This window comes from uncultured Legionella sp., from assembly GCF_937871865.1.
Lineage (GTDB): Bacteria > Pseudomonadota > Gammaproteobacteria > Legionellales > Legionellaceae > Legionella.
The window spans coordinates 23,623-39,449 of record NZ_CALMPD010000009.1 but is presented as its reverse complement, the minus strand read 5'-3'; the positions used below and the strand labels follow the sequence as shown (position 1 = coordinate 39,449).

The following is a 15,827-nucleotide window of genomic DNA, read 5'->3' as shown; positions in this document are numbered from 1 at the left end:
ATTTCGATTAAACCCAGGATTATTATCTGTCTGATTTTTATGAGTATTAGTAAATAATAAGGGATTTCATAGTGATTAAAAAAATATGTTTTATTTTGTTACTTATTTTTGTTCGTTCAGCTTTTTCTATTCCTGATGGTACACTTTATCATTGCCCATCCTTATCCGATATACATTATAACAAAGGATATTTTAAATCAGAAACAAATTACAATGGTTTGCATATCACTTGGCAGTCTTTTCAATCTTTTCCTCAAAAATATCTAGAAGTGAGTGAGTTTCGTTTAGTACGGCGAGATTATTGCATTGGTGGTGTTTGTGAGATTACATGTGTTTACCGAACGAACAAAGATTCCGAACTTAGTTTTAATATTGGAGATGGTTATAAATCAGAAGATGTAGGTTTAGGCGATTGGCTTTATGACGATGCTTTATGTAGAGCTGAAAATTCAGAACACTGCAGTTTCTTCTTAACTAACTAGATAATTCAGCAGTTGTCTGTTGAATCCCCCGTTGCATTAACCTCTAATGGAATTGTTCTATCAAAAGGGCTAAGCAGATGACTTTGAATTTATGTTAACGGTGTGGTTACTGCTTTAACCCTCTAAATACGAGTTCTTTATAAGCCAATTTATTTCTATAACAATATATATCAATGTATACCTAATTTTTGTTATACTTTGGTATACATTGTTATATCATTAGTAATGAGGTCTTCTGTGGATCCGATTAAAAACCCATTCTCTCCCGGTGCCGGCTCTCCTCCGCCAGAACTTGTTGGTCGAGAAGAGATCATTGATCAAGGTAAAATTTTGTTTGCCCGTGTCCGCCAACGGCGATCTGAAAAGAGTTTTTTGCTCACTGGATTGCGTGGTGTTGGTAAGACTGTATTACTAAATGAGATGGAACGACTCGCAGAAGAATCAGGCTATAAGACCATTTTAATTGAAGCTCATGAGGATAAATCTTTAGGTGCACTGCTGGTTCCTCCCTTGAGACGTTTGCTATTTAATCTCGATAGATTAGCAGGTGTAGGAGATAAGGCAAAAAAGGGATTGGGTGTATTAAAAAGTTTTATTAGTACCATAAAAATGAAAGTAGGGGAAATTGAATTTGGTCTTGATATTGACGCAGAGCGGGGGGCTGCAGATAGTGGTGATATTGAAGTTGATTTGCCAAATTTATTTGTCGCAGTTGCAGAGGCAGCAGAAGAAAGACAGGTCGCTGTGGCAATACTAATAGACGAATTGCAATATTTTAAAATAAGTGAAATTAGTGCGCTGATTATGGCCATGCATAAGATGCAACAACGACAACTTCCTTTGGTTCTCATTGGTGCCGGATTGCCAATTTTGCCCGCGCTTGCTGGAGAATCAAAGTCCTATGCTGAACGTCTTTTTCAATTCCCACACATTGGACCTTTGTCTAAATCTGACGCGCTTAAAGCATTACAGGATCCAGTAAAACAGGAGGGTGTTGAGTTTTCTGAAGATGCTTTAGATGAAATTTTTCGGTTTACAAAAGGATATCCTTATTTTGTTCAAGAGTGGGGTTATCAAGCCTGGAATTATGCGGAAACCTCACCAATTACGTTACAGGTAATTAGAGCCGCTACCCCAATTGTTATTCGCCGACTTGATGAAAATTTTTTCCGTGTTCGATTCGATAGATTAACTCCAAGTGAACAAAATTACTTACGGGCAATGGCTGAATTGGGTCCTGATGCTCATCGAACGGGTGACATTGCTGGTATTCTTGGCACTAAAATTTCTAGTTTAGGCCCTGTGCGAGCCAAGTTAATAAAAAAAGGAATGATTTATAGCCCTAGCCATGGCGATATGGCTTTTACAGTACCTTTGTTTGATGAATTTATGAAACGCGCGATACCTGGTTTTCAAATAAATCATTAACTGGGGAGTGCTGATCAAGGGATGAATGATAGTCTACTGGCATCCTCATTTTATTAATTTCGAATAGTGAGATAGAACAGCCAGTAAAGATGATTTTACGTTAAACAGTCGGGTATATATTTGATGTATTAAATGTTATATTTTATATCAACAGCATGGAATGTGCTTGTGTTTTCTATTATGGATATTTTGGTTGATATGAGGGTTATTATATGAGCTGTTCTTGGTATAAATTAATTGTTTTAGGACTTTTATACAGTTTTACTATAGATGCTTATGCTGTGGATGTACTTGCTGGACTTCAGTCAAGTATTTTTGAAGTTATCTGGGAGAAAAAATTGTATATCCCTTTGGGTCTAATTGCAGTGATTGCCTATTTAAGATCTCGGGCATAAGGGAGTTTTAGATAGGTTCCCCCTTATATGCTATGTTTTCTGTGTCATCTTTGAAACCCTTGTTTAGGCAGCACCTTGGATATCAACCAATAAATCTAAGCCTTCTCGATTAAGCATGTCTTGCAAGCACAAACGCACAAACTGTTTGCTTGAATATCCTAGTTTATCAGCAAATTCAGCAGCAGCCTTAGGACTTACATAGCGGCGATTATGCTCGATGTCACATAAATAATGACGAGAAACCCCTAGTTGTTTGGCAAAAGCGGCTTGCGTCATTTCTTCACCCTGACGAATTGCCAATAAATGATCTCCAAGAGTCGGTTTTTTGCCTATTAGGGACTCCAGATAAGCAAGTGCTTCTTTGCTTTCGTTAGTAATCATGTTTATTTACCTCCATCACTTCAACAAGCTCCATTTGCCCATTAGTCTTTAATTCATAAATAGCCCGATAAGCCTTATTTAATCGAATAGAACGCTGTCCCTTTCTTTTACCCTGTAATGGCTCATCGTGGTAGCCAGAAATTTTTCTAACTTCTAATAACCCATCATGAGATACTGATTCAACCCATTGATACAACTTAATGGCAATATACTGAGGTACTTTTTTTAAGTCCTTTTTTGCCTGTTCACTAATGGTGACTTTACAAGTATTCATTGCAATCATCTTATTTTTCTATAATTGTACCCTAATTTAGGTAACAAATCAAATTTGAGTTAACTGATTTGTCCACAAGGACTGTCTTTACCCACAAATACCCTAAAAATGAACTAATCCTAAGCTTAGGTGCACACCAAGTAGTGATTCGACAACTACATAAAAAGAGTCGTGATTAGCAAAAATAGACAAAAGTATGGCATTGTCCAAAAACTCAATAGTGGAAGACGCACGAGGATGAAGATTGAATTTTCATGTGACTCGATAATCCTCCAAAGGATTCTTTGCAAGGAACCCTTTGGATAATATGATTTTATAAGGTCAACGTGCCGTGTTGATTCCTGGTCATTTTGATTTCTTTCTGCTCTATAATAGACGGTTCATTTTTTTGAATTATTTTATCGACAATAGGTTTAATCTGGCGTTTTACTCCCTCAGAGCCCAATACACTTTTGGATGCCAAATCGTTAAAGTCGCTAAATGACTTTGGATCTCCTGCCTGTTCACCAGGAGCAAAAATTGGAAACAAGGCAATGCCATTAACGGCCTTTGCAGCGTCAAGCGCTTTGCTTCTCCCTGGATTAATTCCTTGATTTATTTCAAGATGCTTATCATCATCCCCCATAATAATAATGGGTTTATCAGGAAATTGTTCTTGCAAAGCCCGCGCTACTGCTTCTAAGTTTCCTGCATCAAAGGCCGAAATTGTAGCAAACCCAAGTTCTTGAGAGATGCTTGCAGCAGTAGCGAACCCTTCTGCGATTACAAGGGCAGGAGCTTCGGCTAATGCGTTAAGCCCGCCCAAAGCATGAAAGCATCCTTCCTTGCGAGAGTTTTTAGCAAATCGTTTGGTCCCATCTTCTTTAATGTATTGTATAGTCCATAGTTTGCCACTTGCATCGGTTGCAGGAATATAAGTCGTTTGTCCGTTAACATCTGTGAATATTTCAGAATGGGGTTCGATTTTTTTGGTCTGTAAATAAGGCGTTGGGGTTGTTATGAGTACTAAATCGGATAATTGTTTGCTTACTCGTTTAGCCGCTTCTTCCTGGTCTTGCCTTTGTTCCTCAGCCCGTTTTTTAATTTTTGTGGCTGCAAGTGCATGCAATGTGGCCCGCTCTTCATCAGTTAAGGAGTAGCCCTTACTTTTCCATTTTGTCTCAATACCCGTGCGGTTATTTTTAACATAACCCGCAGGATGACCATCAAGATGCCCCACATAAAACCCTGACTTTTCACCTTTTTTATCCCCTTCAACGCTGATTCGATGTTTTTTTCCATCCATAATAGGATGTTCGCCTGTAACAATACTGCCGATACTTTTCAATATATCGGAAAATTCCTGCTCAGGTGTTAAGGCAGGCTGTTGCCGTTCTAGGTTCGTGTTTAAAATCCAGGGTTTTAAAGGTTCTAAATTGGTGCCAATGTGTGCAAACCAGCATTTTGCGGCCTTATCCCACTCTACTGCCTTTTTACCGTCCTCAAGCCTTCCTGCAATATGTTTGACCGCTTCTCTTTGCTCGTATGGTACAGCAAGCCATGTTTTTTCAGTGGCGATTTGTGATGGCTTGATATCTTGAGCTTTAGAGCTAGTATCAAGCTGTGGGCTAATAATCCAAGGTTTTAAGAGTTCTAAATTAGCACCAGGGTGAGCAAACCAGCGAGAGTGTTCTTTATCCCATGCAATGGCTTTTTTGCCATCGGGAAGAACACCCGCTAGTTCTTTAGCTACTTCTTTTTGTTTAAAGGGAATATCGAGCCATAGTTTTTCAATCTCTGCAGACTTATTGGTGACTGGAGTTTGGTTGGTTGGGGCTTGGGTTTGGAGTTGACTTTGAGCTTTATTGAGCGTGGCAATCTCATCGTCTAAGGTGGGTGGATTTTCATTTAAATGATTATCATGATTTACAGGTTCTACTTCATTTGCCAATGTCATTTTGTTTTCCAGCTCGTTTGGCAAAGGGTGATTGGTATTTTGTACTTGTTCTTGTTTTAGTTCGAAAGATAGAATGAATTGTTGCATTTTTTCAGCCTCTGCAGCAGCACGAAACAGCTCCAATGGATCGTCATGTAATACTTTAATCCAGGAACCAACATAGCTTGCATGCTGTCCTGGATCGTGTCCGATGCCCAATTCATCTCCTAAAATCATACTGGTTATTTCAGCCCTCAGTTCTTCTTTGGCATAGCCATCACTTCCAAAGGGATGAATCAAATCTCGGTCCATCCGTGACGAATGGCCTGTCCAATGACTGAGCTCATGTAACGCTGTGGCATAGTAATTATCTGCACTTAAAAATTGGCTTTTGTCAGGCAGATGAATGCTATCAGTAGAAGGCCTATAAAAGGCTCGATTATTCTCTCCATGTAAAATACTAGCTCCTGATGCACTGAGGATGTTTTCAGCTCGCTCAATAGAATTCCAGATGCGTTCTTTTTGAGTGAGAGGAGGCAAGCCATCAATTTGTTCCGCATTAAACACAGTTGCATAGAATACTCGTGGACGTTCAAGACGAATTTCAATTTTAACGGTCTTACCATGAGCATCCAGTATTGGTTTACCTTGCTCATCCTTTTTGATCTGTTCTTCGGTAAATTTCCAATATTGAATAGCAGAACCTTTTTCGCCTTTTCGCACTTGCGCTTGAGCCTCTTCTGCTTGTTTGTAGGTCATCCAACGCGGATCGCGATAATCTTGGGCCATTAGTGCAATGGCATTTATTCCTTTATAACGTGTTCCGGTGATTGGGTTCATCGGTATAAACGCATTGGGAGCACCTGGTTCCCATGGTCTTTGCCATGGAGCTGTTCCTTGCTTTAACTGCTGAATTAATCGTTCAGCGATCACTTCATGAAACGGTTTTTTATTCATTATTGATCCTTCCCAATCATGTTTATGTCTTTAGTACCTGCATTGATGATATCCATTTCATCAAAACAGCTGTCTTTGGCATCCGCTTCAGTTAATGCGTCCTCAATGAAGGCGCCAGCTTTCATCGCTTCATCAGGATCAAATTCCACTTGCAGCCCTGGGGTGAGTGCATCAAGCAGTTTTTCAGACAACACTTGAGTTTCATTGGCTTTCACGTTTAAATGACGGTCATTTGGTGTTTGGGTTTTCGGGTTCATGAGTTAACTCCTTTGATTAGTGATTTGCCGTTAGTTTTGAAACGCTCTAATTCATTTTTACGGATTAAATAAGGATTGAAAGTCCAAGTAATACTGTTTGCTGAGTAGGAATATTAGTGATACGCGCCGTTTCGGTTAAAGAATCCACCTGATAGTCGGGATTGCCTCCAAATACCTGTTGATACTCTATATGTATGGCTAAATTGTCGTTTAATTTATAGCCTATTCCTGCTTGAATCTCTGGACTGATTTGAGGTAAATCATTGACTTCATTTCTATCGACTTGAGCTTGTCGATAGGCCACTCCTCCTTTGAGAAAACCAAATATTCGTTCGTCTTCAAAAGGAGTAATTTGTGCTGTTACCAGAATATCTATCATCGGTTTAACAAGGATGCTGACTGGTTCGCCTCCTAATTCATCCAGGGTTGATTTAGGAATATCCAAACGCATGGTATTGCCATTTTGTATTCCTGCGTCTATCCCAAGAGCAAAAAAACTAGATAGATTGTATTGGGTATTCAAGCTCAATCTTCCCATGACGCTTTGCCCATCATTGTTATATACAGAATCATAATGAGTGAGGCCCAAGCTACCAGAAAACCCCCAACTTAAGGGCATGTCACAATCTGAACACGCATAGGATGGATGCAGATAAACACACAGCAAGGCAAACAACAGATGTATTTTTTTCATTTTTTTTTATCCTTTTTAGTTTCATTTATTAAAAATGGGATATAGCGCGAACCCGAGCATTCGTGTTGGATTTGTCACTTGCAACCAATTCTCCGGTCGAAAAATTAATGAGCCAGGCTTTGGATGCGTTTGCTTCTGTTGAACTCCAATATAGGTCTGGCGCAAAGGAGGACCGATTGGCTTCTTGTAAATGGGTGTGCATGAGTTGTAATTCAAAAGCACCTGGCAAATACCATCCGCCATAGCACATGCTGTCATTAGCAATTGGGGTCTGGCAGGGCGTTATTCCATCACTTAGAACTTGAAAGGATACGGCTTTTAGGGCTGCAAACGTTCCTTTTTGATTATCAATCGTTTGCTCTGCAATAATGACTCGTGTATTGGTTTCTCCAGCGCCTATTCCATCTGCTCGTGCATTAGTTACTTTGTTTCCTGAGGGCCCATTTCGCCATTGCACTCCATCGCTTAGAACATCTCTTTTGCTGGCAATCAATCCGTGTTGGCCTGTTTCATCGACATAAAAAACTATACCGCCGCGATATTCTTCGCCAATATGGTGCTGATTGGATAATTTGGCAGTGATTACAGCTCCTTGAATTTCAATTCCTGGACCTGCCTGATAATGAATGGGTTGTGGTAGCTGGTTGACTTGAGCTTGAAGGGCCGATATTTGTCCGCCTAATGCACCTATTGCTCGCCAAAGGCCGGTGTGACTGGCATGGGCATTTAGACTGGTTAATAACATTATGGTAAGAATTGATTTGTTCATGATTTCCTCATTAAAATTAAAAAGAATGAATGGGGCGAACCTTAGGCTCAGTACTTGATTTATCAAGAGAACTGGATTCACCAGTGATCCAATCTAAAGCGAACGATTGGTTGACGCTTGCTTCCGTTGAGGACCAATAAAGATTGGGTGAAAAATTTCCAAGCCCTTTGTCATAAAGATTGGCTCTTAGAAGATGTAATTCGTTTAACGAGGGCAAATACCAGTTGCCATAACATAATTCATTCTCAGTGCACGCAGAAACCCCATCGGATAGGACAGAAAAACTTTGAGCGCTCAATGCTGCAAAACGTCCTTCCTGATCGTCAATGGTTTGTTGACTCACGATTAAGTGGGTGTTGGATAGACCTGCATATACTCCGTTGCCAAGAGCATTCGTTGTTTTGTCGCCACTTTCTCCATTTTGCCATGACATACCGACACCTTGATTTGCATCGATTTTGGCAACGATTAGCCCGTGTTGTCGGGTTTCATCAACCCAAAAAACAATCCCCCCTTGATAGGACTCCCCTACCTCGTGGAGCGTGACCACTGGAATCGCATTGATTTTAGACTCCGTTTTTTGGCTTTCCTTAGCCACTTGGATGAGAATCGTATCAACAGCTTCTTTAATTTTGCTGTTCACATATTCAATGGATGCAGGACTTGATGTGGCAACAGTGCTGTAAGCCAATAAACTAAACCAAATATTTAAAAGAAATAAGTGTTTTTTCATGGAGTGTTCCTCTTGTTTATCTTGATTTTTTTGGGGTATAAGCGGGTTTTCCTTTTGCATCGGGATAGCTCTCTTTGCATTGCGGATAAGCGCTACAGGACCACCAAAATCCTTTTTTCCCAGGGCGTCGCACCAGTCCTTTGCCACACACTAAGCAGCTGTATTGATTGGAAATGGTCAGCGCGTTTTTAGTTCCTGAGATGCGAATGGCTGTACCATTCGCTTTTTTTACCCATTCCGTAACAAACTGGGTTTGCCTTTCAATGAATCCCATCGATAGGGTTTCATCCTCTTCCATATCTTTTAAAATACGCTCATTAATGGCGGTTAGAATTGGGCTTTTGACCACTTCGGGAAGTGCATCAATGATGCTTTTTCCTAATGAAGTACTGATAATAGTTCGCCCTTTTGTTTCCAAAAAATCACGACGTTTTAATTCTGAAATAATGGATGCACGAGTTGCTGATGTGCCAATTCCATCACCCTCTTTGAGCATTTTTTTATGTTCTTCTCCTACGATATATCTATGGATGTTTTCCATCGCTCGTTGCAGGGTCCCTTCAGTGAATCGACCTGGTGGCTTGGTTTTGGCATCGATTCGGGTGGCTTTTAAGCATGTCACTGCTTCATTTACCCTCATTGCAGGCAGGTTTTGCTGTTCATTAGTCCCTGCGGTTTCTTCTTCATCTACAACCGCATACACATCTCGCCAGCCGTTATGAATAATGGTTGTTCCTGAGGTTTTAAAGGTCATACCATTCACTTCAATGTGAACTGTGGTGCTCAGATATTCATGTAAGGGGTAGAATTGGGCAATATAGGCACGGACAATTAAATCATAAACAGCTCGTTCTTTTTCATTTAATTGGGAGCTGTTGCCCAGATGCTGAGTTGGGATAATTCCATAATGTGCCCCTACTTTGCTGTCATCCCAGGTGTTTGATTTAGTGGACGTATCACACCGTTCAATAAGCGCAGTCAACTCAGGATTAACCTGTTTTAGAGCCTCTAAAACCTTTGGTGCATCATTGAATTGGGATTCGGGTAAAAACCCACAATCGGTTCTAGGGTAGCTTGTGAGTTTGTGCGTCTCATATAAGGATTGGCAGGCATCAAGTACCTCAGAAGCTGTATAGCCCCATTTTTGGGAGGCGATTAAGGTAATATCTGATAGAGAGTAAGCACGGGGATGGTTTTTCATCGAAGGTTCTTTGGTGTATTGGGTAATTAATCCCGAGTAGCCTGTCACTTGACTAAGGATTTGATTGGCAATATCAGGATCAATCAAACGACCTTCAGAATCTAAACCTTGCTGATGTTCATCTGCATGAAAGGTCGCTAAAAAGGCATGGTTTTCAACCTGGAACGCAGCCTTGATGGTATGATAATCCTTTGATTTAAAGGCCTCAATTTCTCGGTCCCTGGCAACAACCAAGGCTAGGGTTGGTGTTTGTACGCGTCCCACCGTCAGTAAAGTATTACACCCGCCACGCTGAGCACTTAAGGTATAAGCACGACTTAAATTCATGCCAATTAACCAATCCGCACGGCTTCGACTGAGTGCGGCCAGACTTAATCCTTTATAGTGTGCATTGTCTTTCATGGACGCGAATCCGCGTTGCAACGAGATGGAATCATGAGCAGACACCCAAAAACGCATTACAGGCTTTTGGTTATTGAAGTATTCTAAGATTTCATCAATCAAGAGCTGCCCTTCCCTGTCGGAGTCTCCAGCATTAACAATGAGCTGTGCCTCTTTGAGCAATTGCCCAATGATTTTAAGTTGTTTTTTGGCCTCATCTTTTGGTTTTATAATCCAGGTTGCTGGGATGATGGGCAGTTCATCAACTCGCCATATTTTTTTATCGGTTTTAGGATGCCTTGGAACGTCATTGGCGGTGTACTCATCAGGCTCAGCACATTCCAGCATGTGGCCAAAACACCAGGTGATTTTATCAGTGCCACATTCAATATAGCCCTCCCCTTTACCCGTTACTCCAAGCTCTTGGGCTAGCGCACTAGCCACGGATGGTTTTTCTGCAATAAATAAACGCATGGTTTGTTCCTTTTTAAGAAGTAGATCCCCAAGTGAGGATGGGTTTAATAACCGCCTTAACCTGAGAACGCTTTATGAGGCCAAAATACCGCGCATCAAAGGACAGATCGCTTTGGTCGGTCATCAGCAGTAATTCAGAATTTTTTAATGGGACTTGGCGCAGAGTCAGTTCGGGCAATGGTCGCCCCTGTTCATCTGTTGGATACGGAACACTATGTTCTACGAACCGATTGTTTACCCAGACACCCCATGGATTGATGGATACGACATCATTGTGCGAAGCTAGAACACGTTTCATCATGTAACCAAAGCCACCAGGACAAAAACCAGAATGGATATATCCCCGTTTTAATGCCTTTTGGAAGATGGTTTTTTGTGGTGGACAAAATAGAACGCACTCTCCTTTTTGAATGGGGTGTTTGGTTATCCAATAAAGGCCTAGTGGAATACTTCTGGAGGTATTAAACCGAGCGCCACTGATAGTGAGAAGTCCAGTTAAAAAAATGAAGATTAAGCTTGCGATGGCCACCATCATGCTTGCTTTTTTTGCCAGTCGTTTCATAAATGAATTTCCTCATTTGTACTAAGACTCTGACGCAAGGTATCGCTTATTGCGGGAGGGGCAAGGGCTGCGCGAGCAGTAAAAACAGGATCTTTAAAGTACAAAGGCTGTTTGCCATAAATCATAGGAAATCCGGCCATATAAACCACCATGTCCCCCGCCTGCTCAATCAGACCCATTGAATTTTTTTTAGGTCCAGGAAGGCGTAAACATTCATCAGCAGTTAATAAAGGACGTTGCACTTCGGCAATAGTGCGTGATACCTGACTTAACATAAGCCCCGCACGTCGGCCACTGGTGGTGATTTGCTCTTTAATCACGGTTGTAAGTCCCGTGAGTTTTGAAAGATGCTCCGCAGTCTCGAGGCGGTTAGGAGGAAATGCATTTTGAATGTGGCAGTTAGAGGTAATGGTTTCATCAGGACCATAACCCCTCTCACGGCTTTTGAGTTGATTAATGTCCTGGCAAATCAGATAAAATTTAATGCCGTAGCCTGCAACAAAGGCAAGAGACTCTTGCAGAATATCGAGTTTTCCAAGGCTTGGAAATTCATCAATCATGCCTAAGAGTCGATGTTTGTAGGTTTTTTTGGTACGCACCGTGTGTGATGATTCAGGACGCAGAGTACAGCGCACTAAAAATCGTTGCCAAAATGAGGTTTCAGGAAGGAAGCGCTCAAACTCCATTTTATCTGCCAGTAAACGTACGCTCATATTGATGAGTACGCGAACTAGCGGCTGCAAACGTGCCTTATCGTTTGGTTGGGTGACAATATAAAGGCTTACAGGTTGGTCATGGTTCATTAAGTCTTTGATGCTAAAATCAGATGCGCTCACATTTCGTGCAACAACCGGATCGCGATAAAGCGAGAGATAGGATTTTAAGGTGGATAATACTGAGCCTGCTTCTTCTTCAGGTCGGTCAATCATGTCTCTAGCGGCTGCATGAATGACGGGGTGAGGGAGCCCATTTTGATGAGGGTATTGTGTCATTTCGTTTAATAAATCTGAAACGGTGAGATGGGTATCCGCCAACATGCGGTCGATGTTTGGGAAATGTGCAGGAATTGCCTCATTTTTTAGTTTGTATAAGGCATGAAGAATGAGACCAACTAATAAGGCTTGAGAGGTTTTTTGCCAATGAGACTCAAGGCCTTTGCCATCAGGATCAACAATCAACGTTGCTAAATTTTGGACATCACCCACTTCATATTCTGTCCCAATTCGAATTTCATCCAGAGGATTCCAGCGGGCAGAACCCTTTAAAGAAGCTGGCTCAAAGCGAATCACTTTATTATTCGCGTGATTTTTTCGCCATCCTGCGGTCATCGCCCAAAGCTCCCCTTTTAAATCGGTAATGAGTGCGCTGTGAGGCCAGGACAGTAAAGTAGGCAAAACTAACCCCAGTCCTTTTCCTGAGCGAGTCGGGGCATAAGTCAAAATGTGCTCAGGTCCATTATGGCGTAAATAGTGGAGCTGGCCGTTTTTATCTTCCCAGGCTCCTACATAAACCCCTTCCTCGGTACCTAAAAGACCTGATTCAATAATGTCTTTTCGATTGGCCCACCGGGCTGAGCCATGCAAATGTGCATTGGTTGTTGATGAGTTTTGCGCCACCCGCTTCAACATGGCACACCCTATTAAGCCAACCGCTGTGAGCATGGCACCCAGACTTCCTGCGGTGGTAAACTGCTGGGGATAAAGTACATATCCTTGTTGCCACCAGGTAACAATTGACCAGGGTAGATAGACATGGTTCCATGAAGCACCTAAAGCGTCTTGATAATCAAAAAGATAAGCAAGGTATTGAGTGGCAGCTTGAAGGCCAGTCGCAAGGGAGGCGATTGCTAATAAGGGTATTGATTTGCTGTGTCGTGCTTGGTGATTCCTACCTTCTGGACCACTTTTATACTGGCTGTGTTGTCTCATGAAAAACCTCGCATCGGGTTTGATGTATAAAAGGCATCTAATGCCTTTAGTGCGTTACGATTGACGTAAACCGTCTCACTTTTAGTTGGTTTATTCAGCGGTTGCGGTACCGCTATGCTGGTATGAATGGCTCGTAGTGGTGCACTACCCGGTTGGGTCACGCCATAGGTTGGAAAACGCACCTCTAACCATTGCCCCCATTTGGCTGCTTTTTTAATTAAATCTTCCCTATAAATCTGGTTGTATTTAGGGGTTCTGGAATGATAGTTGGCAGCCCGGGTCCATAAGTCTTGAGAGTCATGACGCAAATGCCCACGCAAGCGCCAAGCGGCTAAATCAAAGGAATAACAGCCTGGTTGTGCTACGTCGTCCGCGGTAATGCCGTACTTTTTTAAATCTTTAAGGTAGGTGGTATTAAATTGCATGGAGCCGACATCAAAGGTCCCATTGCTGTTTTTAACCCACTGTTTCGGTGTTCCCCCTTCTTTTTCAGCAACAGCCAGAACGATGTTCGCAGGCACTTCATATTTCACGGCAGCCATAATGGAGCACACCACGCGCTCTTCAATCTGTGGAGGTAAATCAATCGCTATCATTCATCCCCCGCATCAATACGTGGAGATTGATTGACAAAATGAGCTACTTCTTCATTCTGACTGGCTATGCTCACCACGTTACCTGCACCTAGACTGTCGCCACTAAAATCAGGAGCGCTGTCATTACTGGCATCTTTTGGCATTTGAACCGTGTTCTCTCCACCTGAGCCGCTATCGTTCATGTCATTGATGGATTGTGCGACCTGTCCACCAAAGGTTTCAGAAATCCGGGCGCAAGCGGACTCTTTCATGGAATCGAATTTATCTTTGACGGTTTGAGCTGCCCCTGATGCTAATTGAGATCCCATAAGCGCTGCCATTCGACTGGCACCTCCCATGGCGCTTGCCAGGCTCCCACCTGAAAGTCCTGAGGAACTACCTCCTCCTGATGAACTGTCTGCCATAGTGCTTTGAGCGGCTTGAAACGCTGCTTTTAGGGCAGATCCTCCTCCTGCAGCGCTTGTAGCCGCACCCATTGCCGAAGCTGCAGCACCGGACGCCATGGCTCCGGCCATACCAGCAGCACCAAGTGCAGCTCCAAGCCCAAACCCACCCATACCGCCGCCACCGCCTCCTCCACCGCTTACAATGGCGGCTAATTTAGACGGGATTTTATCCATAAGAAGTAAGAGAATGATGGCCACGACTAACATCACCAGCAGTTCTTTAAAGGCCATGTCATTACCCATGGCGGCGTAATATTGATCGATAAAGGACTTGCCAATTCCGACTAAAAGAACCATGGCAAACATCTCTACACCTACGCCTAAAACCATCTTGTAATAACTAATCGCAATGTCCTGAGTCCAACGACCACCACCAAAACCTAATAAAAACACCCCGCCATAGGCCAGAATCCATCCGGTAATCAGGATGATTAATAAATTGATACTGACTAAGGCCAGCACGATAAGAATCACGGTGGCAATTAATAAGCCCACAGTGGATGTGGCGGGAGACCAAATGGATGATTTATCAACTACCTTGGATGCAATATCAAAACCTATGTCAATAATTCCTGAAGGGGAGACCACTTTATTAAGTCCAGAGGCTTGTGATGCCATCATTCGACACGAATCCATAATGGCCGTTGCAATCGCAGGACCATTTCTTAGAATCCACAAGAAAAAACCCGTGGTTGCAAAAAAGCGTACGGTTTCAGCAAGAAATTCGCCAATATCCGCTTTTTTTAAAGCCATTAACCCGTAAGTCCATACCATACTGATTAAGGTTAATCCCCAAAATAACCAGGTGCCCAATTCAACCAGTCGCTTTCCCCACCCTGATGCAGTATTTGCAAAACGTACAAGAATGCTGTCTAGGAGATCGGCATTGTTTATTCCAAGAGATCCTGCATCTGCTGAGTGACACATCAGCGTCAAAAAACAGATGAATGCACTTGAGGCAAAAAATTTCTTCATGCTCTTACCACTCCATCCCAGAACTTTTTTTAAAACTCCCCTGGCGAAAACACGCATCTGCTATTAGGGTTTGCTCGGCTTTAGAACGCCCTGTTGGAGAGTCCTTGCACGTTAGTTCGGTTGCAGGTTTTGGTGGTTGGTCGCAGCTTGTGAGTAGTCCTACCAGTAACAACGCCATTAAGTGTGATTGATTCATGTTTGTGCTCCTTTTGAATGTCAGTGAATTACCAGGTTTTTCCTGAACTTTTTTTAAAACTCCCTTGGCGGAAGCGCTCATCTCCTGCAGCCTGCATCGCTTCTTTATCTGCGATGGCCGCAAGGCGTGTCGCTTCTGCATTTTGTGCTGCCACCATTAATCCTCTAATTTGCAGTAGTTGGTTGGTTTCAGCGCTCGCCAATTGGTTTGCCGCTTGAAGGGCTGCCATTTGCCCTGGGGCACCTTGTGCTTGTTCTTGTAAACGAGTCAATTGACGTGCATCAGATTTCATGGCTACTTCTTGTTGTTCAATGCCCCGTAACATGGCGTCATTGGCTCGTTTTTGAGCTTCTGAGGCATTTGCTTCTTGTTGCAGTAACGCATTAAGCTCTGCTTCACTGCATTGTTCTCCATTAAAACAAGGCATGTTTCGGTAATGGTTCTCGTCCTGGTATCGGGATAAATATTCATTCATGCCGCCTGCTTGCTGTTTGTAATAGTTCAGCGTATCTATGGAGTTGACTAGGTTATCCATGGTGTTGGTGGCTTCATCCCAGGTGAATTTATCCAGATTTTTAGTATTTTCTAACATGTTTTCATATTGGCTTAATTGCGTTTTATATTGTTGAAGTTGTTGTGATGTCTGAGTCACGCTTTCAAGTAAATTAGTAAAATCAATGACTGGTAAATTCGCATAGACCGCTTGAACCAGGATGATCGCGGTAACTGATGTCCTAACCGTTAAAGAGAGTATTTTTTGAATCAACATGGTGCTATCTCCTT

General features: G+C 42.4%; 17 protein-coding genes. 3 read left to right on the top strand and 14 right to left on the bottom strand.

Features of this window, described 5'->3' with window-relative positions:
* The first annotated feature begins 71 nt into the window (after positions 1-71).
* From Q0495_RS00505 to Q0495_RS00495, 3 genes are all read left to right on the top strand, one after another.
* Complete coding sequence (locus Q0495_RS00505) at positions 72-482, top strand: hypothetical protein (RefSeq protein WP_298621969.1); 411 nt, start codon at positions 72-74, stop codon at positions 480-482.
* Positions 483-719: 237 nt separating this feature from the next.
* Positions 720-1,910: an AAA family ATPase gene (locus Q0495_RS00500; protein ID WP_298621968.1), complete on the top strand. Its 1,191-nt coding sequence runs from the start codon at positions 720-722 to the stop codon at positions 1,908-1,910.
* A 212-nt stretch (positions 1,911-2,122) separates the two neighbouring features.
* Positions 2,123-2,305, top strand: coding sequence for a hypothetical protein (locus Q0495_RS00495; RefSeq protein ID WP_298621967.1), 183 nt, complete (start codon positions 2,123-2,125; stop codon positions 2,303-2,305).
* A 63-nt stretch (positions 2,306-2,368) separates the two neighbouring features.
* On the opposite strand, the gene Q0495_RS00490 is transcribed toward Q0495_RS00495, so the two are convergent.
* The 14 genes from Q0495_RS00490 to trbJ form a co-directional block, all read right to left on the bottom strand.
* Complete coding sequence (locus tag Q0495_RS00490; RefSeq protein WP_298621965.1) at positions 2,369-2,686, bottom strand: helix-turn-helix transcriptional regulator; 318 nt, start codon at positions 2,684-2,686, stop codon at positions 2,369-2,371.
* Positions 2,676-2,960 (bottom strand): type II toxin-antitoxin system RelE/ParE family toxin, encoded by a 285-nt coding sequence (locus Q0495_RS00485; RefSeq protein ID WP_120047457.1) that lies wholly within the window; start codon positions 2,958-2,960, stop codon positions 2,676-2,678. Before Q0495_RS00485 ends, Q0495_RS00490 begins: the two co-directional genes overlap by 11 nt.
* A gap of 313 nt (positions 2,961-3,273) precedes the next feature.
* Complete coding sequence (locus Q0495_RS00480) at positions 3,274-5,832, bottom strand: zincin-like metallopeptidase domain-containing protein (protein ID WP_298621961.1); 2,559 nt, start codon at positions 5,830-5,832, stop codon at positions 3,274-3,276.
* The gene (locus tag Q0495_RS00475) at positions 5,832-6,089 is read right to left on the bottom strand and encodes a protein TraD (RefSeq protein ID WP_298621959.1); all 258 of its coding nucleotides are present in this window, start codon (positions 6,087-6,089) and stop codon (positions 5,832-5,834) included. Before Q0495_RS00475 ends, Q0495_RS00480 begins: the two co-directional genes overlap by 1 nt.
* Positions 6,090-6,153: 64 nt before the next feature.
* Positions 6,154-6,783, bottom strand: coding sequence for a hypothetical protein (locus tag Q0495_RS00470; protein ID WP_298621957.1), 630 nt, complete (start codon positions 6,781-6,783; stop codon positions 6,154-6,156).
* A gap of 28 nt (positions 6,784-6,811) precedes the next feature.
* Positions 6,812-7,552 (bottom strand): DUF1566 domain-containing protein, encoded by a 741-nt coding sequence (locus Q0495_RS00465; protein WP_298621954.1) that lies wholly within the window; start codon positions 7,550-7,552, stop codon positions 6,812-6,814.
* Between the two features lie 16 nt (positions 7,553-7,568).
* Positions 7,569-8,285, bottom strand: a complete 717-nt coding sequence (locus tag Q0495_RS00460; RefSeq protein WP_298621952.1) for a lvrE — start codon at positions 8,283-8,285, stop codon at positions 7,569-7,571.
* Positions 8,286-8,301: 16 nt separating this feature from the next.
* Entirely contained in the window at positions 8,302-10,341 is a 2,040-nt protein-coding gene (locus tag Q0495_RS00455; protein WP_298621950.1) for a DNA topoisomerase 3, read from the bottom strand.
* Positions 10,342-10,354: 13 nt separating this feature from the next.
* On the bottom strand, positions 10,355-10,903 hold the full coding sequence (gene traF / locus Q0495_RS00450) for a conjugative transfer signal peptidase TraF (RefSeq protein WP_298621949.1): 549 nt from the start codon (positions 10,901-10,903) through the stop codon (positions 10,355-10,357).
* A complete protein-coding gene (locus Q0495_RS00445; RefSeq protein WP_298621947.1) occupies positions 10,900-12,831 on the bottom strand; it encodes a type IV secretory system conjugative DNA transfer family protein in 1,932 nt (643 codons plus the stop codon). The genes traF and Q0495_RS00445 overlap by 4 nt, the downstream gene beginning before the upstream one ends.
* Positions 12,828-13,427: a transglycosylase SLT domain-containing protein gene (locus tag Q0495_RS00440; protein WP_058475065.1), complete on the bottom strand. Its 600-nt coding sequence runs from the start codon at positions 13,425-13,427 to the stop codon at positions 12,828-12,830. The genes Q0495_RS00445 and Q0495_RS00440 overlap by 4 nt, the downstream gene beginning before the upstream one ends.
* Positions 13,424-14,848 (bottom strand): P-type conjugative transfer protein TrbL, encoded by a 1,425-nt coding sequence (gene trbL / locus Q0495_RS00435; RefSeq protein WP_298621944.1) that lies wholly within the window; start codon positions 14,846-14,848, stop codon positions 13,424-13,426. The genes Q0495_RS00440 and trbL overlap by 4 nt, the downstream gene beginning before the upstream one ends.
* Before the next feature lie 4 nt (positions 14,849-14,852).
* Complete coding sequence (trbK, locus tag Q0495_RS00430; protein WP_015445017.1) at positions 14,853-15,044, bottom strand: entry exclusion lipoprotein TrbK; 192 nt, start codon at positions 15,042-15,044, stop codon at positions 14,853-14,855.
* Positions 15,045-15,072: 28 nt separating this feature from the next.
* The gene (gene trbJ / locus Q0495_RS00425) at positions 15,073-15,813 is read right to left on the bottom strand and encodes a P-type conjugative transfer protein TrbJ (RefSeq protein WP_298621940.1); all 741 of its coding nucleotides are present in this window, start codon (positions 15,811-15,813) and stop codon (positions 15,073-15,075) included.
* Positions 15,814-15,827: the final 14 nt, after the last annotated feature.

What these genes read in the sequence shown, in the direction of transcription:
- Q0495_RS00480 (WP_298621961.1), bottom strand. Translation starts at nt 5,832, where the DNA reads ATGAATAAAAAACCGTTTCATGAAGTGATCGCTGAACGATTAATTCAG.
- Q0495_RS00470 (WP_298621957.1), bottom strand. Translation starts at nt 6,783, where the DNA reads ATGAAAAAAATACATCTGTTGTTTGCCTTGCTGTGTGTTTATCTGCAT.
- Q0495_RS00445 (WP_298621947.1), bottom strand. Translation starts at nt 12,831, where the DNA reads ATGAGACAACACAGCCAGTATAAAAGTGGTCCAGAAGGTAGGAATCAC.
- trbJ (WP_298621940.1), bottom strand. Translation starts at nt 15,813, where the DNA reads ATGTTGATTCAAAAAATACTCTCTTTAACGGTTAGGACATCAGTTACC.
- trbL (WP_298621944.1), bottom strand. Translation starts at nt 14,848, where the DNA reads ATGAAGAAATTTTTTGCCTCAAGTGCATTCATCTGTTTTTTGACGCTG.
- Q0495_RS00460 (WP_298621952.1), bottom strand. Translation starts at nt 8,285, where the DNA reads ATGAAAAAACACTTATTTCTTTTAAATATTTGGTTTAGTTTATTGGCT.
- trbK (WP_015445017.1), bottom strand. Translation starts at nt 15,044, where the DNA reads ATGAATCAATCACACTTAATGGCGTTGTTACTGGTAGGACTACTCACA.
- Q0495_RS00440 (WP_058475065.1), bottom strand. Translation starts at nt 13,427, where the DNA reads ATGATAGCGATTGATTTACCTCCACAGATTGAAGAGCGCGTGGTGTGC.
- Q0495_RS00455 (WP_298621950.1), bottom strand. Translation starts at nt 10,341, where the DNA reads ATGCGTTTATTTATTGCAGAAAAACCATCCGTGGCTAGTGCGCTAGCC.
- Q0495_RS00465 (WP_298621954.1), bottom strand. Translation starts at nt 7,552, where the DNA reads ATGAACAAATCAATTCTTACCATAATGTTATTAACCAGTCTAAATGCC.
- traF (WP_298621949.1), bottom strand. Translation starts at nt 10,903, where the DNA reads ATGAAACGACTGGCAAAAAAAGCAAGCATGATGGTGGCCATCGCAAGC.
- Q0495_RS00475 (WP_298621959.1), bottom strand. Translation starts at nt 6,089, where the DNA reads ATGAACCCGAAAACCCAAACACCAAATGACCGTCATTTAAACGTGAAA.
- Q0495_RS00490 (WP_298621965.1), bottom strand. Translation starts at nt 2,686, where the DNA reads ATGATTACTAACGAAAGCAAAGAAGCACTTGCTTATCTGGAGTCCCTA.
- Q0495_RS00495 (WP_298621967.1), top strand. Translation starts at nt 2,123, where the DNA reads ATGAGCTGTTCTTGGTATAAATTAATTGTTTTAGGACTTTTATACAGT.
- Q0495_RS00485 (WP_120047457.1), bottom strand. Translation starts at nt 2,960, where the DNA reads ATGAATACTTGTAAAGTCACCATTAGTGAACAGGCAAAAAAGGACTTA.